Source organism: Agrobacterium sp. FDAARGOS_525, assembly GCF_003938925.1.
Lineage (GTDB): Bacteria > Pseudomonadota > Alphaproteobacteria > Rhizobiales > Rhizobiaceae > Agrobacterium > Agrobacterium pusense.
This window is the reverse complement of sequence record NZ_RKIU01000004.1, coordinates 1,541,291-1,562,560: the sequence shown is the minus strand read 5'-3', so window position 1 is coordinate 1,562,560 and position 21,270 is coordinate 1,541,291. Positions and strand designations below refer to the sequence as shown.

Annotated in this window: 22 protein-coding genes; 12 read left to right on the top strand and 10 right to left on the bottom strand. The window is 60.0% G+C overall.

Translation table 11 applies throughout. The annotated features are described in order from the left end of the window. The first annotated feature begins 10 nt into the window (after positions 1-10). Positions 11-1,279, top strand: a complete 1,269-nt coding sequence (gene lysA, locus EGT36_RS23640; protein WP_037092710.1) for a diaminopimelate decarboxylase — start codon at positions 11-13, stop codon at positions 1,277-1,279. Positions 1,280-1,443: 164 nt separating this feature from the next. Continuing rightward, positions 1,444-4,140 (top strand): TIGR02302 family protein, encoded by a 2,697-nt coding sequence (locus EGT36_RS23635; RefSeq protein ID WP_037092708.1) that lies wholly within the window; start codon positions 1,444-1,446, stop codon positions 4,138-4,140. 257 nt (positions 4,141-4,397) lie between these two features. Here the strand turns inward: EGT36_RS23635 and EGT36_RS23630 are convergent, their stop codons facing one another. From EGT36_RS23630 to EGT36_RS23620, 3 genes are all read right to left on the bottom strand, one after another. Continuing rightward, complete coding sequence (locus EGT36_RS23630; protein ID WP_004445642.1) at positions 4,398-4,757, bottom strand: response regulator; 360 nt, start codon at positions 4,755-4,757, stop codon at positions 4,398-4,400. A gap of 142 nt (positions 4,758-4,899) precedes the next feature. Continuing rightward, positions 4,900-5,442: a hypoxanthine phosphoribosyltransferase gene (gene hpt / locus EGT36_RS23625; RefSeq protein ID WP_004445644.1), complete on the bottom strand. Its 543-nt coding sequence runs from the start codon at positions 5,440-5,442 to the stop codon at positions 4,900-4,902. A gap of 68 nt (positions 5,443-5,510) precedes the next feature. Further along, entirely contained in the window at positions 5,511-6,182 is a 672-nt protein-coding gene (locus EGT36_RS23620; protein WP_034497223.1) for a DUF3426 domain-containing protein, read from the bottom strand. 197 nt (positions 6,183-6,379) lie between these two features. On the opposite strand from EGT36_RS23620, the gene ftsE reads away from it, so the two are divergent. The 4 genes from ftsE (at position 6,380) to EGT36_RS23600 (ending at position 9,794) form a co-directional block, all read left to right on the top strand. After that, positions 6,380-7,039: a cell division ATP-binding protein FtsE gene (gene ftsE / locus EGT36_RS23615; RefSeq protein WP_004445648.1), complete on the top strand. Its 660-nt coding sequence runs from the start codon at positions 6,380-6,382 to the stop codon at positions 7,037-7,039. Further along, positions 7,032-8,039, top strand: a complete 1,008-nt coding sequence (locus EGT36_RS23610) for a cell division protein FtsX (protein WP_035209125.1) — start codon at positions 7,032-7,034, stop codon at positions 8,037-8,039. The genes ftsE and EGT36_RS23610 overlap by 8 nt, the downstream gene beginning before the upstream one ends. Before the next feature lie 111 nt (positions 8,040-8,150). After that, positions 8,151-8,882: a YdcF family protein gene (locus tag EGT36_RS23605; RefSeq protein ID WP_035209126.1), complete on the top strand. Its 732-nt coding sequence runs from the start codon at positions 8,151-8,153 to the stop codon at positions 8,880-8,882. A gap of 114 nt (positions 8,883-8,996) precedes the next feature. Beyond that, positions 8,997-9,794: a lysophospholipid acyltransferase family protein gene (locus tag EGT36_RS23600; protein WP_004445653.1), complete on the top strand. Its 798-nt coding sequence runs from the start codon at positions 8,997-8,999 to the stop codon at positions 9,792-9,794. Here EGT36_RS23600 and EGT36_RS23595 read toward each other — a convergent pair. After that, the gene (locus EGT36_RS23595) at positions 9,767-10,318 is read right to left on the bottom strand and encodes a gamma-glutamylcyclotransferase (protein WP_004445654.1); all 552 of its coding nucleotides are present in this window, start codon (positions 10,316-10,318) and stop codon (positions 9,767-9,769) included. The genes EGT36_RS23600 and EGT36_RS23595 overlap by 28 nt on opposite strands. Before the next feature lie 49 nt (positions 10,319-10,367). On the opposite strand from EGT36_RS23595, the gene EGT36_RS23590 reads away from it, so the two are divergent. Further along, positions 10,368-11,369 carry a DUF2125 domain-containing protein gene (locus tag EGT36_RS23590; protein ID WP_004445657.1) on the top strand — a complete coding sequence of 334 codons (1,002 nt, stop codon included), beginning with the start codon at positions 10,368-10,370 and terminating at the stop codon, positions 11,367-11,369. 124 nt (positions 11,370-11,493) lie between these two features. On the opposite strand, the gene EGT36_RS23585 is transcribed toward EGT36_RS23590, so the two are convergent. From EGT36_RS23585 to EGT36_RS23575, 3 genes are all read right to left on the bottom strand, one after another. Beyond that, a complete protein-coding gene (locus EGT36_RS23585; RefSeq protein ID WP_034497228.1) occupies positions 11,494-12,423 on the bottom strand; it encodes a prephenate/arogenate dehydrogenase family protein in 930 nt (309 codons plus the stop codon). Then, a complete protein-coding gene (gene hisC, locus EGT36_RS23580; RefSeq protein WP_112637004.1) occupies positions 12,423-13,529 on the bottom strand; it encodes a histidinol-phosphate transaminase in 1,107 nt (368 codons plus the stop codon). Before hisC ends, EGT36_RS23585 begins: the two co-directional genes overlap by 1 nt. A gap of 83 nt (positions 13,530-13,612) precedes the next feature. Further along, positions 13,613-14,374 carry a class I SAM-dependent methyltransferase gene (locus tag EGT36_RS23575; protein ID WP_004445660.1) on the bottom strand — a complete coding sequence of 254 codons (762 nt, stop codon included), beginning with the start codon at positions 14,372-14,374 and terminating at the stop codon, positions 13,613-13,615. 119 nt (positions 14,375-14,493) lie between these two features. Here EGT36_RS23575 and gloB point away from each other — a divergent pair, with 119 nt between their 5' ends. Together gloB and EGT36_RS23565 are read left to right on the top strand one after the other, a co-directional pair. Next, the gene (gene gloB, locus EGT36_RS23570) at positions 14,494-15,264 is read left to right on the top strand and encodes a hydroxyacylglutathione hydrolase (protein ID WP_037092757.1); all 771 of its coding nucleotides are present in this window, start codon (positions 14,494-14,496) and stop codon (positions 15,262-15,264) included. Beyond that, on the top strand, positions 15,264-15,704 hold the full coding sequence (locus EGT36_RS23565) for a cupin domain-containing protein (RefSeq protein ID WP_037092703.1): 441 nt from the start codon (positions 15,264-15,266) through the stop codon (positions 15,702-15,704). Before gloB ends, EGT36_RS23565 begins: the two co-directional genes overlap by 1 nt. Positions 15,705-15,846: 142 nt before the next feature. On the opposite strand, the gene EGT36_RS23560 is transcribed toward EGT36_RS23565, so the two are convergent. After that, positions 15,847-16,620, bottom strand: coding sequence for a DUF3108 domain-containing protein (locus EGT36_RS23560; RefSeq protein ID WP_004445663.1), 774 nt, complete (start codon positions 16,618-16,620; stop codon positions 15,847-15,849). Between the two features lie 253 nt (positions 16,621-16,873). On the opposite strand from EGT36_RS23560, the gene rpmB reads away from it, so the two are divergent. From rpmB to EGT36_RS23545, 3 genes are all read left to right on the top strand, one after another. Beyond that, positions 16,874-17,164 (top strand): 50S ribosomal protein L28, encoded by a 291-nt coding sequence (gene rpmB / locus EGT36_RS23555; RefSeq protein WP_003509888.1) that lies wholly within the window; start codon positions 16,874-16,876, stop codon positions 17,162-17,164. A gap of 109 nt (positions 17,165-17,273) precedes the next feature. Further along, a complete protein-coding gene (locus tag EGT36_RS23550) occupies positions 17,274-17,918 on the top strand; it encodes a queuosine precursor transporter (protein ID WP_112637006.1) in 645 nt (214 codons plus the stop codon). A gap of 89 nt (positions 17,919-18,007) precedes the next feature. Then, positions 18,008-18,343: a pentapeptide repeat-containing protein gene (locus EGT36_RS23545; protein WP_006697146.1), complete on the top strand. Its 336-nt coding sequence runs from the start codon at positions 18,008-18,010 to the stop codon at positions 18,341-18,343. Positions 18,344-18,345: 2 nt separating this feature from the next. On the opposite strand, the gene EGT36_RS23540 is transcribed toward EGT36_RS23545, so the two are convergent. Then, positions 18,346-19,323, bottom strand: coding sequence for an esterase-like activity of phytase family protein (locus EGT36_RS23540; protein WP_037092755.1), 978 nt, complete (start codon positions 19,321-19,323; stop codon positions 18,346-18,348). 37 nt (positions 19,324-19,360) lie between these two features. Continuing rightward, positions 19,361-21,265: a cobaltochelatase subunit CobT gene (gene cobT, locus EGT36_RS23535; protein WP_037092701.1), complete on the bottom strand. Its 1,905-nt coding sequence runs from the start codon at positions 21,263-21,265 to the stop codon at positions 19,361-19,363. Positions 21,266-21,270: the final 5 nt, after the last annotated feature.

The following is a 21,270-nucleotide window of genomic DNA, read 5'->3' as shown; positions in this document are numbered from 1 at the left end:
GTAAAAAGCCGTGAACCATTTTGGCTATATCGACGGCGTGCTGCACGCCGAAAACGTGCCCGTGCCCGAGATCGCCAAGGCGGTCGGCACGCCCTTCTACGTCTATTCGACCGCAACCCTGGAGCGCCACTACAAGGTGTTCTCAGGTGCGTTTGCGGATGTGGACGCCATGGTCTGTTATGCCATGAAGGCCAACTCCAACCAGGCCGTGCTGAAGACGCTGGCAAAGCTCGGCGCTGGCATCGACGTCGTCTCCGGCGGTGAATTGCGTCGCGCTCTGGCTGCTGGCGTGCCGGCAAACCGCATCATGTTCTCCGGCGTCGGCAAGACGGTTGCGGAAATGGATTATGCGCTGGATGTGGGCATTTATTGTTTCAACATCGAATCCGAGCCGGAGCTGGAAGTCCTCAATCTGCGCGCCATCAAGGCGGGCAAGCGGGCGCATGTCTCCTTCCGCATCAACCCTGATGTGGATGCGCGCACCCACGCCAAGATTTCCACCGGCAAGAAAGAAAACAAGTTCGGCATTTCCTATGAGCGGGCGCGCGCCGTCTATGCCCATGCTGCAACCCTGCACGGCATCGAAGTCACGGGCATCGACATGCATATCGGCAGCCAGATCACCGAGTTGCAGCCTTTCGAAGACGCCTTCCGGCTGCTGCGCGAACTCGTCGAGGCCCTGCGAACCGATGGCCACACCATCAGCCATGTCGATATTGGCGGCGGCCTCGGCATTCCCTACCGCGACGACAATAATCCGCCGCCTTTGCCGGATGCCTATGCGCATATCGTCAAGAACGAGTTGAAAAGCCTCAACTGCAAGATCGTCACCGAGCCCGGCCGCCTGATCGTCGGTAATGCCGGCATTCTGGTAACGGAAGTCATCTATGTGAAGGATGGCGGCGAAAAGACCTTTGTAATCGTTGACGGCGCGATGAACGACCTCATCCGTCCGACACTATATGAGGCCTATCACGGCATCCGCCCGGTGGTGCAACCGGCAGAGGATACGCCGCGCATCAAGGCCGATATCGTCGGCCCGGTCTGCGAAACCGGCGACTATCTGGCGCTGGACCGTGAGATGGCCGCACCGCAACCGGGCGATCTCATCGCCGTCAGTTCCGCTGGCGCCTATGGTGCGGTGCAGGCAGGAACCTACAATTCCCGCCTGCTGGTGCCGGAAGTGCTGGTCAAGGGTGACAAATTCCACGTCATCCGCCCCCGCGGCACGTATGAAGAGCTGATCGCCCTCGATTCCGTGCCCGCCTGGCTCGACTGATCCGCTTGCAGCCGATCACAATTGAGCGAAGCTGCCTAAAAAATGGGGGTGAGGGCTTGGCTGCCCTCGTCTTCGCCACAAAGAATGTTATCCTTGCCTCTGATATGGAGAACTCGCCGTTCCGGGAATGGCGTTGACGTGGCCAGAACCGGGAGAACGGATTGATGACCACAGCCGGAGAGGACAGGACAGGCAGAAAGCGCTCCACTGGCGCATTCGTGCAGCGGCCGGACCTTGCCCGCCGGGTTGCCGCCAAGCGTTTCTTCGCAAAAATCGTTCTGCTTTCGGAGAAGATCGCCCCGAAAACGCTATGGCCGCTCTCTATTGCCGCTCTGTTTTTGGCGCTTGCCTGGTTCGGCCTTTACCGGCACATGCCGGATTTCCTGCGGCTCGGCGTCGTTTTCGTGCTCGTGTTCGCCTTCATCGCCACTCTCCTGCCGATCGCGCGGCTGAAATGGCCGACTGACAACGACGCTTCCCGCCTTCTCGAAGATCGCAACGGTCTTGCACACCAACCTGTTGGAGTACAGGAAGACGAACCGGCCTTCGACACGCCTTTTTCCAGAACGCTCTGGAAGGAACACCAGATCCGCATGGCGGAGCGTATCGCCGCACTGAATGCCGGTCTGCCGAAGCCCGATATCGCCCGTTATGACCGTCTCGCCCTACGCGCCGTTCCCGCCCTTCTTCTGGCCGCTGCCTTCGGTTTTTCCTTTTCCAACGGCGCAGGCACGATTGCCGATGCCTTCCGCAGCCAACCGACCGTGGGTCCGCTCAATCCCGATATTCGACTGGACGCCTGGGTTACGCCGCCCTCTTATACCGGCCGCGCACCGATTTTCCTGACTGGGCGTGACGCGACCAACCGCGACGCGGTTTCCGTGCCGCAGTCCTCCAGGCTGACGATCCGCATGACCGGTGGTGATGGGGGCGAAGAAGTGACCTTCGAACCGGAAATGGCGGGCGCCCTGCAAAAGCTCGCTCCCGAGACAACCCGGGCCGACAGCGCGAGCGGTGATGTCTCGGTTCCGGCGCAGGCTCCTTTGGCGGATCAGCCCTTGGCACCGCGCACCTTCGCGATGGATGTCACCGAAAGCGGCATGATAACCGCCAATGGCGAGCAATGGTTGTTCAATGTCATCCCGGACCAGCCGCCCAGCATTGCCTTCGACAACATGCCGCGCCGCGCCGTCAACGGCGCGCTGGAAATCGGCTTCACCGCCAAGGATGATTACGGGTTGAAGGAAGCTCACGCAATTATTGAGCCTATCGGCGTGGCCGAAGGCGCGACAGCGCTTTACCCGCCGCCGGAATTCAAGCTCGATCTGCCGCGGCAGAACAATCGCGAGATCAAGGGCCTGACCAGCCGCAACCTGACCGAACATCCGATGGCCGGGAAACGCGTGCGTATTACACTGGTGGCGACTGACGGTGCAGGCCAGACCGGCCGCAGCCCTCCGCATGAAATGGTGCTGCCGGGCCGCAATTTCTCCGAACCGCTGGCCGCTTCCATTGCCGAACAGCGGCAGATTTTTTCGCTCGACACACGCCAGATGCCAAAGGCGATCGCCTATAACGAGGCGGTTGGAATGCGTCCGGAAGAGACCATTCCCAACACGACGCATTATCTCCTGCTGCAATCGGCGCAGACCCGCATGCGGCTCGCCTATAATGAGGAGATGCTGAAGAACACTGCGGATTACCTCTGGGAGATCGCACTGGGCATCGAGGATGGTGATCTTTCGCAGGCGGAAAAGCGCCTGCGCGATGCACAGACCGCCCTTTCCGAGGCGCTTCAGCGCAATGCCTCCGATGAAGAAGTGGCCAAGCTCATGCAGGAGCTGCGCGAGGCGATGCAGCAGTTCATGAGCGAGCTTGCGCAACGCATGCAGAATGCGCCGCAAGCCAACATGAACCAACAGGCACAGAACGTGCTGCGCCAACGCGATCTGGAAAACATGATGAACCAGATCGAGAATCTCGCCCGTTCCGGAAACCGCGATGCCGCGCAGGAAATGCTCTCGCAATTGCAGCGCATGATGAACAATCTGCAAGCCGGCCGACCGCAGCGTCAGGGGCAGCAAGGCCAGCAGCAGAGCAGCAAGATGCGCCAGCAGATCGACAAGCTTGGCGAAATCCTGCAGCAGCAGCAGAAGCTGATGGACGAAACCTTCAAGCTGGATCAGGCATTGCGCGACCGGATGCAGCGCGGTGATCCGCAGCAGGGCGGCGAAAGCGACGACCAGCAGATGGGCGAAAACGGCCAGCAACAGCCTCAGGGCCAGCAAGGCCAACAGGGTGAGAATGGCCAACAGGGCGGACAGCAGCAGACTGACCAGATGACCGCCGAGCAATTGCGCGAAGCGCTGAAAAACCTGCGGGCCCAGCAGGATGCCCTCGGCAAGCAGCTCGGCGAATTGCAGCAGGGACTTCGCGATCTCGGCATGGAGCCGGGCGAAAATTTCGGCAAGGCGCAGCAGGAAATGCAGGGCGCCGGTGAGGCGTTGGGCAAGAGCCAGGGTGAACAGGCCGTCGAGGGCCAGGGCAATGCGCTGAATGCGCTGCGCCAGGGCGCACAGGACATGATGGGCCAGATCATGCAGGCCATGCGCCAGCAGGGCCAGCAGCCTGGTCAGGGGCAGGAAGGCATGGCCGGTCAAGGCGGCCAGAACGGCCGCGATCCGCTCGGCCGTCCGCGCAGCACCACCGGCCCTGACTTTGGCGATCAGGTGAAGGTGCCTGACGAAATAGACGTGCAACGCGCCCGCGAGATTCTTGACGCCATCCGCGAAAAGCTCGGCAACAATCCGCCGGGTGAGGTGGAACGGCGTTATCTCGAGCGGTTGCTGGATATCAGGTGACGGTCCGCACAGGTAATGGTGCGCCTCGTTACATCCTGTTTCAGAAGCTAAAGTTTCTGTCATGCCGGACTTGATCCGGCATCCAGCAGACGCGCGTCTGCGCGGCGGAAAGAGTTCTTTCAGCCCAAGGACTTGGGCTGGCTGGATTCCGGCTCAAGGCCGGAATGACGGAGGTAGGGAACTGCGCTGAGCCAGGGGGCTGACCAACAAAAATGGCGGCCCGACGGCCGCCCTTTAAATCTCTGCGCCCCTACCACTCAGGCCGCAAGCGCCCGTGCCACAGCCTTGCGAATATCCGGAAGCGCAAAGGGTTTGGAAACCACGTCCACGATCTTCGTCGCCAGATCATCCGCCCGTTCGCGCTGCTCGGCGTAACCGGTCATCAACAAAATACGCATGGCCGGGAAGCTTTCGGCGGCGCGGTGCGCCAGCTCGATGCCATCCATGACCGGCATGCGGATATCCGAAAGAAGAAGATCGAAACTGGTTTCCTGAAGCTTTTCCAGCCCCTGCTCGCCGTCTGCCGCCTCATGGGTCTCGTGACCGTCGAGACGGAGCGCCCGCGCCACGAAAGAACGCAGCGCATCCTCGTCTTCGGTAATCAGAATCTTCGCCATTACTCATTGCTCCTGGGCATCATTTCCAGCCGTGAGCAACATCGCAGGCTCCTCTTTTCAAGAGGTAAACACCCAGGCTTTGGCTGGGTGAATGGTTAATGAGGCGTCTCTTCGCTGTGCCGTTCCGGCACGGGAAAACTGCTCAGGCGTCGCCGGTGACGACGCCGACGAAGGGCAGCTCGCGGAACGCATAAGCGACATCCATGCCGTAACCCACCACGAAATAATCAGGACATTCGAAACCGACATAATCGGCTTCCAGATCTTCCTTGCGCTTGACTTTCTTGTCGAGAAGCACGGCGATGGTGACGTTGCGAGCGCCACGCTCGTAAAGCAGTTCCTTGGCGAAGCGCAGCGTGCGGCCAGATTCGAGAATGTCGTCAATCAGCAGGACGTCGCGGTCTTTCACGTCGCTGTCGATATCCTTGACGATCCTCACGCCCTGCGAAACCGTGCCGGTGCCATAGCTCGACAGCGTAATGAATTCGACTTCGGGGGCAAGACCACTGTCATGCAGCGCGCGGATAAGGTCGGCCGCGAAAATGAACGATCCCTTGAGCACGGCAATGACGAGCAGATCCTTGGTCGGGCCGCTGGCAATGTGCTTGGCCATGTCGCGATTGCGCTCTGCAATCTGCTCGGCGGTATAAAGCGGCTCGATATTTTTTCCACGGACGACGGGCATTCTTACTCCTGTGCTGCGCCTTGCCGATTTTACCTTTCAGTAAAAATAGAAGACAGGCGTTAGCACAGTCAGCGTCCGGACGCACCCGCCTCAACGAAGGAAAGCTTGATCTCGGGCGTTTTTCCACCGGGATGGCGCAGTTTTGCCGAAAAACCGTGGCTGAAACCGGGCTGCATCTGTTTAACCGGCGGTTCAATGACCATGCTGGCCACCAGTTGTCCCTTGGCGGCAAAAAGGTCGGCGCGAAGGGCCGGCACCTCTTCAAGCTTGCCGCCGTTGTTCTCCACGATGCCATTGATGAGCAGGATATCCATACCGCCCGCCTCCTGCGGCGTCACGGTGACATGGGAAATGGCGAGGGGACTGACCGAAGCTGCTACAGCGGTCTTTTCCGGCACCACCACCGAGAGGCCGCCTGAACAGACAAAAACAAGAATGGCGAGCCCCGCCACCAGTGCGGAATAAGCGTCCGCCGACAGGAGGGATAATCTGCGATCCAGCCAGCCGATGAAGGCGAGGCCGAGCACACCGATGGTGACAGGTGGTTTTGCACCGTCCAGGGGCCTCGCGCCGCGATTGTCGTTTCCGGGCTGGCGCGGACGGTTTTCCTTGATGGTGACAAATTCCGCGTCTACCACGTCAACTGTCGGGTTTGCCGCCCGCGCCGTGCGGCGCAGCGGCGTCTCCGGCATCAGGAGGTCAAAATCGAATGCCGCTTGCCGGCGAGATGAACGGAACATAGCCATAGAATTCCTTGGGTGAGGTTTTCCGGCCCGCAAAACTGGGCATTGCAACGAATCCTGCCAAGTTTTAAATTTAAATGGTTAATGCTTCGCAAAAACCGCTCGCCGGGCGTCCCGAACCGGGGTAGACCGCGCCCTCCGGCTTCATCCCAGCGGCTTGCGAACCACCACGAAACGAAGAGACTGGAAGTCCGTTGATCCATTTCGAAAATGTCGGGTTGCGTTACGGCATGGGACCCGAAATCCTGAGGGACATGACCTTCGATATTCCCAAAGGGTCGTTCCAGTTTCTGACCGGCCCCTCGGGTGCCGGCAAGACAACGCTCCTGCGCCTGCTACTGATGTCGCTGCAGCCGACCCGCGGCAATATCCGCATGTTCAATCGCGATGTGTCACGCATTCCGCGCAGCGAGCTGCCGATGTTGCGCCGACGCGTCGGCATCGTGTTTCAGGATTTCCGGCTGCTTGATCATCTGACGACCTATGAGAATGTCGCCCTGCCGCTGCGCGTGCGTGGCAAGGAAGAAAGCGCCTATCGCAACGACGTGATCGAGCTTCTGAAATGGGTTGGGCTCGGCGAGCGTGTCAACGTGCTGCCGGCGATCCTTTCCGGCGGCGAGAAGCAGCGCGCCGCCATTGCCCGCGCGCTGATGGACCAGCCGGAAATATTGCTGGCCGACGAGCCGACCGGCAATGTCGATCCGCCGATGGCCAAGCGCCTTCTCAACCTGTTTCTGGAACTCAACCGGCTGGGCACCGCCGTCGTTATCGCCACCCATGACTTCGGCCTGATGGACCAGATCGATGCGCGCCGGATGATCCTGACCGAAGGGCGGCTCGACATCTATGAATGAGATCACCCGCAAACCGTTGAAGCCGGAAGCGGCGCAGCCGAAGCGTCCGCCCATGCGCATCCGCCCGATGGCACCCATTCTGCCGCCCTCCAACATTCAGGGCAATGCGCTGATGGTGGTCATCGCCATCATGGCTTTTCTCGCCTGCCTCACGCTCGGCGCCGTTTCCATGGTGCGCGCCACCGCCGCCACGTGGCAGAGCCAGATTTCCCGTGAGATCACCATCCAGATCAAACCCGAGGACGGGCTGGACATGAATGCAGCGCTGAACAAGGCGCGCAATCTGGCGCTCACCTTCGTCGGCACCCGCGATGGCACCATTCTTGACGATGCGGCGACATCACGCCTGCTGGAGCCGTGGCTCGGCAGCGGGCTCGATCTCTCCGAACTTCCCATACCGCGTCTCGTCGTCATCACCATCGATGAAAACAATCCGCCCGATTTCCAGGCGATGCGGGATATGCTGAAGGCCGAGATTCCACAGGCATTTCTGGATGACCATCGCACCTGGGTCGACCGGCTCGTTTCCATGGCAAGAACCACTGTCATGATCGGCGTTGGCGTCCTCGTTCTCGTGTTCACCGCCATGGTACTGACCGTCGTGTTTGCCACCCGCGGCGCGCTTTCCGGCAACCGGCACATTGTTGAGGTGCTGCATTTTGTCGGCGCGGAGAGCAGCTTCGTGGCGCGGGAATTCCAGAAACACTTCCTGAAGATCAGCCTCAAGGGCGCGGCGGCGGGCAGTGCGCTGGCGGCCGCCGTGTTCCTCGTCGCCGGTTTCTGGCAGTCGAGCACCGTCGCCACCCCCCAGAGCGACCAAGCAAGCGCGCTTTTTGGCTCCTTTTCCGTCGGCCTTGGCGGTTATTTCGGCATTGCGATGACGATGATCATCATCGCGCTTCTCACCACCATCACCGCACGCGTCACCGTCATCCGCACCATCGACGATATCGATCGTGTCCGGTCCGATCCGTCGAAAAGCGACGGCCTGGCATCGTGATGACACGATGAATCTAGCGGAAAAACTGAAACCGTCACGAACGGGATGTAACCTGCGGACGGTGGACAAAAATGCCTGTTCCTTGCCTTAATCGGCGAGTAATCAGGAGGAATGTTTGTGAGTCGGACGGACCAGGATCAGGCAGCGACGCGACCGGCCCGAAAGGGGCTTTTGGCGCGGCGTGGTCCATTGCGCCGTTTTATCCGCGGCCTCATCCTGCTCTGCGTCATCGCGCTCGGCGCATTTTCCGGTGGTTTCCTGTGGTTTGCGGATTCTGTCGCCTCGATGCGCCCGCCCGAGGGTGCCAGAGGCGATGCCATCATCGTGCTCACTGGCGGTTATCAGCGCATCGAACAGGCGGTCGGCCTTCTGAGAGACGGCGTGGGCAAACGGCTTTTGATTTCAGGCGTCAACCCGGCCACAACCCGCTCGCAGATACGCAAGATGACGCAAGGGTCGTCCGATATGTTCACCTGCTGCGTGGACATGGGCTACAAGGCGATAGATACGATCGGTAACGCCAATGAGGCGGCGAGCTGGATACGCGATCACAACTACTCGTCCATCGTGGTCGTCACAAATAATTATCACATGCATCGCAGCCTTCATGAATTGCGCAGCGCCAGCCCACACACGCAATTCATCGCCTATCCCGTCATCAGCGCCGATCTTGCCCGCACCAACTGGTTCGTGGAACCGGATGTGGTGAGAACCATGCTTTATGAATATCTGAAATTCGTGGCGGCGGCCGGACGTGACCTGACGGGCTTCGGCAAGGGCGATGGCCTGCGCAAGGCCACTGCCGATCACACTGCGCCTAAAGTCACTGCAGCTTCCTCATAAGCATCCAGAAACACGCTTGCTGCCGCCCCTTGTTTTCGTGTAGGCGTCTGACATCGGCATCCGGCATCGAAACGCTAAAGACTTCGAAACGGCTGCGTCCCGGGAAGGCTGTTGATGCTCAAGCTGCGCTCTTTTCTTTTCAATACGCTGTTTTATCTCAACCTGATTGTCCGCATGATCGTGCTGACGCCGATCTATTTTATCCTGCCACGCAAGATCGCCTACGAAATCCCGAAGAACTGGGCGCGCTCCAATCACTGGCTGATGAAAACCATCGTCGGCACCACCTTCGAGATCGAAGGGCTGGAAAACATTCCAGAGACTGGCTGCATCTTCGCGCCGAAGCACCAGTCCTTCTGGGACACCTATGCGCTGCTGCCCAACCTTCCCGATCCGGTCTATATTCTCAAGCGCGAACTTTTGTGGATCCCGCTGTTCGGCTGGTACGCGATGAAACAGAGGATGATCCCGGTAAACCGCGCCGCACGCGGTAAGGTGATGCTGAAGGTGATGGAGCGCGCGAAAGAGGAAATGGCCGCGGGCCGCGAACTCATCATCTATCCCGAAGGGACACGCCGGCCGCCGGGCGCCGAGCCTGAATATCGTTACGGCATCGCGAGGCTTTACCGTGACCTTCAGGTTCCGGTCATTCCCGTCGCCATGCATCCGGGCCTCTTCTGGCCGCGCCGTTCCACCATGCGTTATCCCGGCCATTTCAAGGTGCGTATCCTGCCCGCCATCGAACCGGGGCTCGACCCCGATGTGTTCTTCAAGCGCCTGATCGATGTCACGGAAAAGGCAAGCGACGAATTGCTGCTGGAAACCGTGCGCAACAATCCGCATTTGCCCTTGCCGCCGACTGCGGTGAAGCGGATTGCCGAACTTCAGGGCAAGGAATCAACGGCTGGCTGAGCGACAAGCGCGCCGACATTGGCAGCGATGCTCTCCAGCAAGGAATCGCGTATGCCCATGTCCTGCAGATGCTGCACGGTGTTGAAGACGTAATCCGTGTTCGGACCGGAGCGACCGGCCGCAGCCGCGATGATGACAGCCGATTCGGCAACGCCGAGACCGCCGATATATTGCTCATGCGCGGGATCGGCCACGTAGGTCACGGCACTCCCGCGCCGGCCGTCGGAAAGCGCGATCGAAACTACCCGCTCCTTGTAGACGTTCGTCACCAGTTCGCGCTCACGCAGATAGGCCATGACGGGATCATGATCCTTGCCCCGCACGCGAAAAGCGACGCCAAGACATGAACCACCGCGTTCCAGCCCGAGAACGAGGCCGGGCTTTTCTTCCGTGCCTCTGTAAAAATTGGAGCTGATGCAGAGCGAGCGCCGATAACCGTGCAATCGTGCCTGCTGCCTCTCCTCAAAGGCGAAGCCAGGGTTCCACATTAACGAACCGTAGCCAAAGACCCAAAAATCGTCCATATCCCAAGCCAAATCAAAATTCCCTGAAGTCTGTTCATCGGAGATCAATATGGCAGCGTCAAGCCAATCCGGCACGGCCAAAAAATTCCTCTGGCTCGCCATCGCCATCCTCGTGGTTATCGGACTTTATACCGCCGGGTGGTTTTACGCCGCCGACAGGCTGAAGCAGACTGTCCTGAACGTGATTTCCCCCTCGCAGGCCCGCAGCGTCAGCGGCGAATGCAGCGATATCGCCTTCAAGGGTTATCCCTTTCGCATCGGCCTCTTCTGCGCGAAGGTGACGGTGGATGACAGCCAGAACGGCGTCTCCGCCTCCTTTGGCGAATTGCGCTCGGCGGCACAGGTCTACAATCCCGGCCATATCGTCTGGGAACTCGATTCGCCTGCGGAAATCCGCTCGGCCCACGGCCTGACCATTTCGGCGGAATGGAAGAACATGCAGTCCAGCATCGTCACCAGGCTGAAGGGCATTGACCGCAGTTCACTCATCATCGATGGGCTAAAGGCGCAGGCGGTTTCCTCGGTCACCGGCCAGACCATCGACTTCGATGCCGTCAAGACGGAGATGCACCTGCGCCAGAACGGCGCCGATCTCGATGGCGCGATCACGCTCACGGACTCCGCGACCGTCATCAAGGACTGGCCGCAGATTCTTCCGCGCCTCAACGCCATTGCCGATGTCACACTCGCCGGCAAAGCGGGCATGGTGGATGGCAGCGATACAGCTGGCCTTTATGGCGCAAGCGGCGAGCTTCGCCGGCTGGTCGCCGATATCGGCGAAGGCCGTGTCATGCGCATCAGCGGCCCCTTCTCCTTCGATAACGAGGGTTATCTCTCCGGCAAGTTCAAGCTGGAGATCGAAAAGCTCGGCGCGTGGTCTGACAATGCCAAGCAGGCGTTTCCACAGCTGCAATCCACCATCGACACGGCGCGCAAGCTGCTCGGCGCACTCGCCGGCGGCGGTGACAGGGCGTCCGTCGATCTCGTAGTGGACCGCGGCCGCGCCACGATCAGCGGCTTTATCCCGCTGGGCAAGATTCCGCCGATCTGAGGGTTAGCCCGTAATCTACGTCATCCTTGGGACAAGCCCGAGGATGACGAAAGCAAGGCTTTGACACTTTACCAGCGGTTTGATGGCCGGATCAAATCCGGCCAGGACTGTCGCCAGCGGCGCCCTACTTCTTCTGATCCAGCGCGTGACGACCGAAGTCGGGCGCATCGACGTCCTGACCTGCCTGCACGATGGAGCGACGAATAGCGCGGGTGCGCGAGAACAGCTCGAACAGCTTGTCGCCCTCTCCCCAGCGAATCGCCCTTTGCAGGGAGGCGAGGTCCTCGGAAAACCGGGCAAGCATCTCAAGGATGGCGTCCTTGTTGTGCAGGCAGACGTCGCGCCACATGGTAGGATCGGAGGCGGCCAGACGTGTGAAGTCGCGGAAACCGGAGGCAGAATATTTGATGACTTCCGATTCGGTCACCGTCTCCAGATCATCCGCGGTGCCGACGATGTTGTAGGCGATGATATGCGGCAGATGCGAAACAATGGCCAGAACCTTGTCGTGGTGTTCGGCATCCATTTCATCCACGCGCGAACCGAGCGCCCGCCAGAAATCCTTCAGCTTCTCCAGCGCCGCCGCGTCCGTGCCCGGCAGCGGGGTGAAGATGCACCAGCGGTCGCGGAAGAGGCCGGCAAAACCGGCATCCGGGCCGGATTTTTCCGTACCTGCCAGCGGATGGCCGGGAATGAAATGCACGTTGTCAGGCATATGCGGCGCCATCTGTGCGATGACCGAAGCCTTGGTGGAACCCACATCGGTAACGATGGCGCCCGGTTTCAGATGCGGTGCGATCTGCCGCGCCACGCTTTCAGACGCGCCGACAGGCACGGAAACGATGACGAGATCGGCATCCTTCACCGCTTCCGCCGCCGAGACGGTATAATCCGTGCCAAGCGCCAGTTCTTCCGCCCGTTTCAGCGTATCTTCGCTGCGAGTGGAAATAATCACATGGCGGGCGAGCCCCAGTTCCTTGATGTCCCGGGCAATGGACGAGCCGATCAGGCCGATGCCGATCAGCGCGATGCGTTCAAACATGATCTCAGCCATCAAGCCCGCCCCATGAACTCGTTGAGAGCAGCGATGACGCCAAGATTGGCCTCTTCCGAACCGATGGTCATTCTGAGCGCATTGGGGAAACCGTAACCGCGCACCGCACGCAGAATGTACCCGCGGCGGCTCAGGAACTCGTCAGCGTCCGTTGCCCGCTTGCCGTCCTGATCCGGAAAATGGATGAGGATGAAGTTGGTGACTGACGGCGTGACGGTGAGGCCGAGGCCGGTAAAGGTCGTGACCAGCTTTTCCATCCACACCGCGTTGTGCGCCACGGCTTTTTCGACGAAAGCCTGATCGCGGATGGCAGCGGCACCCGCTGCGATGGCCGGCGCGCTCATGTTGAACGGCCCACGCACACGGTTCAGCGCGTCGACGATGGCGGCCGGACCATACATCCAGCCCACGCGCAGGGCAGCAAGGCCGTAGACCTTCGAGAAGGTGCGGGTCATCACCACGTTGCGGTTACCGGAAACCAGTTCCAGCCCGGCCTCATAGTCGTTCTTGCGCACATATTCGGCATAGGCCGCATCCAGCACCAGCAGAACATGTTTCGGCAGGGCGGCCTGCAGGCGGCGAATTTCCGCAACCGGAACATAGGTGCCGGTGGGATTGCCGGGATTGGCGATGAACACCATCTTGGTCTTCGGCGTCACGGCGGCGAGGATCGCGTCCACATCGACAGCGCAATCCTTTTCCTTCACCGTTACCGGTGTCGCGCCCGCGCCCATGATCTGGATCTTGTAGACGAGAAAACCGTGTTCGGTGATGATCGCCTCATCGCCCGCACCCAGATAGACGTGGCAAAGCAGGCCAAGAAGCTCGTCGGAGCCGTTGCCGCACAGGATATTCGCGATGTTGAGGCCATGCACGTCGGCAATGGCCTGCCGCAACGCAATCGCCTGCCCGTCCGGATAGATTTCCAGATGGCTGGCCGCCGTACTGAAAGCCTCGATGGCTTTCGGGCTTGGCCCGAGCGGGGTTTCATTGGAGGAGAGCTTATAAACCTTCGCAACGCCATCCACATGCTCCTTGCCCGGAACATAAGCGGCGATATCCAGAATACCCGGACGCGGAACAGGTTGGCTAAGCTCTGCACTCATTTGTTCGACCTTTGGAAAGCGCCGGAGAACCCGGCAAAAGCAATGCCGGAGGCATTAGACCGGAACGGTCGCTTTGTCGAGGGTCAGCGCGGCTTTCCTTGGCTTGCGGCCGCGCGGGTGGTGGGCACCCCCTGTGGCGCGAGTACCGGCACGAAAACCCGGCGCGAGGCGCGCTGGGTGACTGGCAATCCCTGATAGAGACGTTTTTGCGCCTCCACCACGATGACGCCGGAAAACAGCGGCCAGAGACGACGCCCGGTATGTTCGAGGTAACGGCGGAATTTCAGCACCGGCCGGCTTGTAGTGGGCGGAAAGAACAGCGCCTCGGCGGTGGCGCCCGGCGTGAAATTGGTTTCGCGCAACAGCGCCGTCAGCTGCCCGCGCGAATAGGGCCGGCCGGAACCGAAAGGCGTGTGTTCCATGCGCGCCCAGACGCCGCGGCGGTTCGGCACCACGATGACCAGGCGGCCGCCCGGCGCCAGTACCCGCCATAGTTCCTTGAGGCTTTCCCGCGGATTTTCGGCAAATTCCAGCGCATGCACCATGAGAACCCGGTCTATCGACGAATCGGGCAGCGGCAATTCCTCATCGAACACCAGCGCGGTGGAGGAAAGCTCTCCCGCAGGCCAGTTTACCGCCCCCTGCCCGGCCGGCATGAAGGCGAAGGTGCGCTCCGTATCGCGGCGGAACCGGTCCAGAAACGGCACGGCATAACCGAGGCCCACCAGCCGCTCTTCCGGCAAGGGAGGCCACAGCGTCGAAAGCGCCATGGTGATCGCCTGCTCGGCCGAGCGGCCAAGCGGAGAATGATAGAATTCGCGCAGATCGACGATATCGGTATTCATGGGCGAGAATGTAGCATCAGGCGGTTGGACTTCAAGGCGTCTGCCCTTACATTGGAAGTCAGTTGGGAAAGTCAGGCAGGCGAATGCGCCGGTTTTGGCCGGCAAATGGAGAGGATACGATGAAACCTTTGGAAATAGACGTCTTTCTTTGCCGCAGCGACAATTTCGGGGTTCTGTTGCACGACCCCGAAAGCGGGGCGACTGCCGCCATCGACGCGCCGGAAGAAGGCCCTATCCTGCACGCTCTCGACGGCCACGGCTGGAAGCTCACCCATATTTTCACAACGCATCACCATCAGGACCATGTGGAAGCCAATCTTGCGCTGAAAGACAAGTTTCAGTGCGAAATTTACGGCCCTTACGATGAGGCCGTGGCCATACCGGGGCTCGACCGCTCGCAGGCCGATGGCGACGAATTCGAATTCGCCGGCCGCCGCGTTCAGATCATCGCCACACCCGGCCATACGGCGGGGCATATCTGTTATTATATGCCGGATGACGGGCTGCTGTTTGCCGCTGATACGCTGTTTGCCATGGGCTGCGGCCGCCTTTTCGAACGCCCGGCGGCGGATATGTGGCATTCCTTCCAGAAGCTGATGGCTTTGCCGGAAGAGACCAAGGTCTATTTCGGCCATGAATACACGCTGAGCAATGCCCGCTTTGCCCTGACCGTCGACCCCGACAATGCCGCGCTGCGTGACCGCGCGGAAAAGGTGGAAAAGGCACGGCAGGCGAATGAATTCACGATTCCCACCACCATCGGGCTCGAAAAACAGACCAACCCCTATATGCGGGTGGCGGATACCGGCATTCGCAAAAATCTTGGTCTGGAAAGCGCCACCGATGCCGACGTCTTCGCGGAAATCCGCACGCGCAAGGATAATTTCTGATGGGAACGGATATATCTGCGCAGGCGATCATTCGTGAACTGGGGCTCGAGCCGCATCCCGAGGGCGGTTTTTACCACCAGACTTTCCGTGACAAGGCCGGCGGCGATCGCGGTCATTCGACGGCCATCTATTATCTCCTGGAAAAAGGCGATCGCTCGCACTGGCATCGGGTAACCGATGCGGTGGAAGTCTGGCACTATTATGCCGGCGCGCCGATCGCGCTGCATCTTTCGCAGGATGGCCGGGAAGTGCAGACCTTCACGCTCGGCCCTGCCGTTCTGGAAGGCGAGCGCCCGCAGGTCATCGTTCCCGCCAATTGCTGGCAGTCGGCCGAAAGCCTCGGTGATTATACCCTCGTCGGCTGCACCGTCTCGCCGGGCTTTGCCTTTTCGAGTTTCGTCATGGCCGAACCCGGCTGGTCGCCTGGGGATGCGCAGTAACTTTCAGAGCAATGCTGGCAGGGGGATGAGGAGGCAAAGCGAGAGCTTGCCCCCTCATCCGACCCTTCGGGCCACCTTCTCCCCGGCGGGGAGAAAAAATACGCCGCAACGTCTGCTTTTCTTACACTACCGTCAGCCTTAGTCAGCCGCCGTATTTCGTGGCGGTGATGTAGACCTGTCCCACCCGCGTCGGGATGATCGCATAAACAGGCGCATAGACATCCATGTTGTTCGACTTGGCGAACCAGATCTCCATCGAAATGGATTTCAGATACTCGATATCCTTGCGCCCCTGCCGGTAACCCGACTTCGGCACATAACGCGCCTTGCAGACGATGGCGTCGCCATTAAAACCATTGGTCTTGAACGGCTTGGTGCCGCTGGAGCTCAAAACGAGATCGAGTCGCGATTCGCCGTCATAGATCGGCAGGCGAGTCGGGCAGATGCGGCCGCCCGCGGGAATGATGAGACCGGAAATCGGATCGAGAACCGAGCGCAGGTCGCGGTCTTTCACATCAACCCAATTGTCCGGCCGTGTCTTCGGCTCCGGTTTCACCGTCGTCGATGTCACGTTGCCGTTGCGATAGACGACGTCATAGGTGCGCACCCGCTTACCGTCCTTATAGACCAGCGAATACTCGTTGGCCTGCAGCCGGTGGCCACGTCTCGCGCCGGAAACGGTCGTCTTGCCGGAAATATCCTTGAGAATGCTGGCAAGACCGGCGGCACTGAAGGACCCGGAGATCGAATAATTTGGTCCATCCATGCGAGTCGAAAAACTCGCTTTGGCAATCGGCAAAATGCCGAGATTGATGCTGTATTCGCTTGTGTGGCGCGCTTCGGCAGCGAGCGAGGGGGAGACCCCCGCTAACGCCATTGTCGCGGCCACGAAAATGCTTTTTCCTCTGGCAATCATTTCGATATCACCTTAAAAGAGGCGCGGAAGCGGCCTTATCGGGCGATGATATACGCCGACTTGTGGCAATAAAAAAGCGGATGCCGGTTGAAAACGCCGGAATTTCCTTTCATTTGCTCGCGAGCGGCTTGACTGTTAAGTCTCGTCTGACTATAGAACCGCAACTTTCCAATCATGGCCAGTTGGATTGCCACCCCGGTTTTTGCCGGTGGCGAGCCAGTGGTGAAACAGACGAAACGAAATAGGTGTACCCATGTCCCGTGTATGCGAATTGACCGGCAAGGGCGTCCAGACGGGCAACAACGTCAGCCACGCCAACAACAAGACCAAGCGCCGGTTCCTTCCGAACCTTTGCCAGGTTACGTTGATCTCCGATGCTCTCGGCCAGCGTTTCCGCCTGCGTGTTTCCGCAGCCGCTCTGCGCTCCGTTGAACACCGTGGCGGCCTCGATGCCTTCCTTCTGAAGTCCGGCGAAAACGAACTGAGCATGCGCGCTCGTCTCCTGCGCCGCCAGATCGCCAAGAAGACGGCTGAAGCTGCTTAATAGCAGTTTCGACATCATCGACATTCGGAAGGCTTGACTGGCTTTGGCCGCTCAAGCCTTTTGCTTGTTTAATCCGGTTCCAACTGGTGGCATCACCCAGGATAAAAAAATGCTCTACCTGCGCTATACGCTTATCTATGTCGTGCTGATGACCCTCGTGGTCGTTGCGTCCAATATTCTGGTGCAATATCCGCTTTCCGGTTCGCTGTTCGGCATCAATCTCGGCGACCTACTGACCTGGGGTGCCTTCACCTATCCAATCGCCTTCCTTGTCACGGACCTGACGAACCGCCAGTTTGGCCCATCCATAGCGCGCCGCGTCGTGCTTGCTGGCTTCGTCGTCGGGGTCACGCTGTCTTTCTGGACATCCATTCCACGCATTGCAGTCGCCTCTGGGACGGCTTATCTGATCGGTCAGCTGCTGGACATTTCCGTGTTCAACCGCCTGCGCCGCCAGCGCTGGTGGCATGCGCCGCTGGCCGGCTCCATGCTGGGTTCGGTGCTGGATACGGCGCTCTTCTTCTCCATCGCCTTTGCGGCAAGCTTCTCCTTCGTCGGCCCCAACGATGCCTTCGCCATCGAAAACGCTCCCATCCTCGGTGTCTTCGCCGTGGAAGCGCCCCGTTGGATTTCATGGGCCCTGGGTGATCTTTCGGTGAAGGTTCTCGTCGGCCTTGTCATGCTCCTGCCTTACGGCGCGCTGATGAACACGCTGAAGCCGATGCCGGACGCCGTCAAAACCGGCCGCGTTTGAGACCGTCAAGCGCGGATGAAATCGCGCTTGCAAGCCAGCCGTCAGCATTGCAGTCTGTCGTCCGTGGCACAGCGCGGAGGCAGGTAGACATGCAGATCAAGGACGTTATCGACATTGTAGAGGCCGCCAGCGCTACGCTTTCAGGCTCAACCTTCAATGACGTCAATCTTTCCGGCACGGTCTTCGACAACGTCAATCTTTCTGGGGCGAGCTTCAACAATATCAATTTGTCGGGTGCGTCGTTCACGGATAACAACATGTCCGGCTGGTCGATCGATGACGTCAATTTTTCCGGTCTGAAACTGAGCAACTCAAATCTGTCCGGTGCGCAGATAACGTCATGCCGAATGACCGGCATGAAGATCGACGGCATTCCCGTCGAGGATCTGATGGCTGCCTACAAGGCGGCGCAGCAGCAGACTTGATTTTACTCCACTAGTCTGAATTCCAGCATCAGGTTGCGCTGGAGGAAAGAGTGGTTGTCATCAGAAATGATGACGAGGCGCGTCGAACCATCCGGCCCCTTCACCACATCCATGCCTTCCATATTGTCGATCTGGTAGGCCATGCCGGCTTCCATGAGGATTTCACCATCCACCACCGCGCCCGGCCGGATATCAGCACCATGTATGCGGCGGATGCGCATGCCGACGCCTTCGGCAAAATTGAAGCGGCGCTCGAGCAGCAACAGGTCGCCATTGGGCAGGAATGCGCCATCAGTCACGTCGAACGAGGGATGGTGGGTAACCGCGAATGTGCCTTTCAGCGGCCCCTCAAGGATCGCGGCGAGAAGATTGCCGTCCGCATCAATGCTTTTCTCCGCAACGACGACGAGAGCGCCGGCGAGCGGCGAATCGGCTGGCGAGACCGCGAGCGCCTCCATGCCGCCATTGTGGCGCAGCTCATTATTGGGAATGAGATGCGGCAGACGGCCAAGTGGCTTCGAGGTGGCAAAGCCCGGATCGGGATAGATATCGATCCTGTGGCGTTGCTCGTAACTGACGAAAACCCTGCCGCCGCGCAGCGCCAGCCCTTCCGCATCCATCTCCATCTTGCGCGGCGGTTCGCGACCGTTCATGTCCAGCATCGGGGTAATACGGACTTCAGCAAGACCAGACAGCGCCCCGACAGCGTCACGTGTGACCCTACCGGTCAGCCAGTGGCCGGTATCCAGCACCGCAACGAAGTCTTCTCCGTTGGGGCGGAACCGAATGGAGGAGATAGCGCCGAATAACTTTTCCGGCGCACTCATCACCATGCCGCCAATGAATTCCAGCTTGCCGAAACGTTTTTCGCTGGTGCCGACCTCGAAACCGGAGAGCTGACGGACGCCGACCGGCACATCGATGGCGGACGCGCCAATGGAAACCGGACAAAGCGATACGGCCGCCAGAATGGCGGCCATCAAGAGCGTTTTGCGGGCGGAGGACGCCCCGCCCTGCTTATCCCGCACGACGGACCCTGCGGGACGAACCGGCAGCACCGCTTGTATCTTCAAAGAGCGCCGCGAGCTGTTCGGTCATCGCGCCAGCCAGCTCGTCCGCATCCACAATGGTGACCGCGCGGCGGTAATAACGTGTCACGTCATGACCTATACCGATTGCCAGCAGCTCCACCGGCGAACGCGTTTCGATCTGCTCGATAACGGCGCGCAGGTGCCGCTCCAGATAGTTGCCCGGATTGACCGACAGGGTTGAATCGTCCACCGGCGCACCATCAGAGATCATCATCATAATCTTGCGCTGCTCGGGGCGGCCGATCAGGCGATTATGCGCCCACATCAGCGCCTCGCCGTCGATGTTTTCCTTGAGCAAGCCTTCGCGCATCATCAGGCCGAGATTGCGCCGTGCGCGCCGCCACGGCGCATCCGCCGACTTGTAGATGATATGGCGCAGATCGTTAAGGCGGCCCGGCGAAGCCGGCTTGCCGCTGGCGAGCCATTGCTCACGCGATTGCCCGCCCTTCCATGCCTTGGTGGTGAAGCCCAGAATTTCCACCTTTACACCGGAGCGCTCCAGGGTACGCGCCAGAATATCGGCGCAGGTGGCGGCAACCGTGATCGGACGGCCGCGCATCGAACCGGAATTGTCGATGACCAGCGAAACCACGGTATCGCGGAATTTGGTGTCGCGTTCCTTCTTGAAGGAGAGCGGCTGCATGGGATCGATGATGAGCCTGACGAGGCGGGCCGGATCGAGATAACCCTCTTCCAGATCGAAATCCCAGGAACGGTTCTGCTGCGCCATCAGGCGGCGCTGCAGACGGTTCGCCAAGCGCCCCACAGCGCCCTGCAGATGAGCAAGCTGCTTGTCGAGGAAGGCGCGCAGACGGTCAAGCTCGGCCTCGTCGCACAGTTCCTCGGCGTGGATTTCCTCGTCGAATTCCTGCGTGAAGATGCGGTAATCGACTTTCTCGTTGAAATCATCGAAAGGGCTGTTGGGACGGCGGGTCTCGCCAGGCGTTTCGGAATCCTCGTCGAGATCGTCGGACATTTCCTCGTCCGACATCTCGGCGCCGTCCATCTCGCCTTCTTCCATTTCCTCCTGCGAGGCCTCGTTCTCATCGGCGGGCGTCGCGTCGGAGCCGGCCTCTTCCTCGACCTGCTCTTCTTCGGTCTCGTTGGTGCGCGGCTGGTCCTCGTTGGATTCCGCTTCCTGGCTTTCCGGCTCGTTATCCTCGTCGCCGAAATCCTCCGCCATCTGCATGGAGGTCAGCATCTTGCGCACCAGACGCGAAAACGCCTTCTGATCGCCGATCACCCTGGAAAGATCGTTCAGGTCGCCGGCAGCCTTGTCCTCGATGAAGTCGCGCCAGAGGTCGAGAACCTTGCCGGCACTTTCCGGCGGCTTTTCGCCTGTCAGCTTCTCGCGCACCAACAGCGAAACGGCTTCGGCAAGAGGAGCATCATCCTGTTTTGTAATACCGGCAAAATTCGCCTTGGCGTATTTTTCCGTGTTCATGGCATGGATATTGGAAGCCATGCCCGGCATCCGCAGCGCACCGATCGATTCAACGCGCGCCTGCTCCACCGCATCGAAGATCAACCGCGCTTCAGCGCCCTGCGGCGACATCACCGCATGGGTATCCGCATCGTGGCAGGCGAGACGCAGCGCCATGGAATCGCCGAGGCCGCGGGTTATCGCGATTTCCTGCGCGGTGGGTTTCTTGGAAATTTCCGGCAGGCGCATGCGCTCGCCGGCAAGACCCGGCCGTTCATTGGCGAAAACGACTTCGACTTCGGCATCGCCAGCGACGGATCGCACGCATCCGGCAATCGCCTGACGCAACGGTTCCGTATCGACCGCCGTACCCGGTTTCGCTCTGGAATTGTCGCCGCGCGCTGCCATTGTCT

Coding starts and splice junctions, on each gene's coding strand:
- EGT36_RS23635 (WP_037092708.1), top strand. CDS start 1,444: ATGACCACAGCCGGAGAGGACAGGACAGGCAGAAAGCGCTCCACTGGC.
- EGT36_RS23630 (WP_004445642.1), bottom strand. CDS start 4,757: ATGGCGAAGATTCTGATTACCGAAGACGAGGATGCGCTGCGTTCTTTC.
- hpt (WP_004445644.1), bottom strand. CDS start 5,442: ATGCCCGTCGTCCGTGGAAAAAATATCGAGCCGCTTTATACCGCCGAG.
- EGT36_RS23620 (WP_034497223.1), bottom strand. CDS start 6,182: ATGTTCCGTTCATCTCGCCGGCAAGCGGCATTCGATTTTGACCTCCTG.
- EGT36_RS23610 (WP_035209125.1), top strand. CDS start 7,032: ATGAATGAGATCACCCGCAAACCGTTGAAGCCGGAAGCGGCGCAGCCG.
- EGT36_RS23605 (WP_035209126.1), top strand. CDS start 8,151: ATGTTTGTGAGTCGGACGGACCAGGATCAGGCAGCGACGCGACCGGCC.
- EGT36_RS23600 (WP_004445653.1), top strand. CDS start 8,997: ATGCTCAAGCTGCGCTCTTTTCTTTTCAATACGCTGTTTTATCTCAAC.
- EGT36_RS23595 (WP_004445654.1), bottom strand. CDS start 10,318: ATGGACGATTTTTGGGTCTTTGGCTACGGTTCGTTAATGTGGAACCCT.
- EGT36_RS23590 (WP_004445657.1), top strand. CDS start 10,368: ATGGCAGCGTCAAGCCAATCCGGCACGGCCAAAAAATTCCTCTGGCTC.
- EGT36_RS23585 (WP_034497228.1), bottom strand. CDS start 12,423: ATGGCTGAGATCATGTTTGAACGCATCGCGCTGATCGGCATCGGCCTG.
- hisC (WP_112637004.1), bottom strand. CDS start 13,529: ATGAGTGCAGAGCTTAGCCAACCTGTTCCGCGTCCGGGTATTCTGGAT.
- EGT36_RS23575 (WP_004445660.1), bottom strand. CDS start 14,374: ATGAATACCGATATCGTCGATCTGCGCGAATTCTATCATTCTCCGCTT.
- gloB (WP_037092757.1), top strand. CDS start 14,494: ATGAAACCTTTGGAAATAGACGTCTTTCTTTGCCGCAGCGACAATTTC.
- EGT36_RS23565 (WP_037092703.1), top strand. CDS start 15,264: ATGGGAACGGATATATCTGCGCAGGCGATCATTCGTGAACTGGGGCTC.
- EGT36_RS23560 (WP_004445663.1), bottom strand. CDS start 16,620: ATGATTGCCAGAGGAAAAAGCATTTTCGTGGCCGCGACAATGGCGTTA.
- rpmB (WP_003509888.1), top strand. CDS start 16,874: ATGTCCCGTGTATGCGAATTGACCGGCAAGGGCGTCCAGACGGGCAAC.
- EGT36_RS23550 (WP_112637006.1), top strand. CDS start 17,274: ATGCTCTACCTGCGCTATACGCTTATCTATGTCGTGCTGATGACCCTC.
- EGT36_RS23545 (WP_006697146.1), top strand. CDS start 18,008: ATGCAGATCAAGGACGTTATCGACATTGTAGAGGCCGCCAGCGCTACG.
- EGT36_RS23540 (WP_037092755.1), bottom strand. CDS start 19,323: ATGGCCGCCATTCTGGCGGCCGTATCGCTTTGTCCGGTTTCCATTGGC.
- cobT (WP_037092701.1), bottom strand. CDS start 21,265: ATGGCAGCGCGCGGCGACAATTCCAGAGCGAAACCGGGTACGGCGGTC.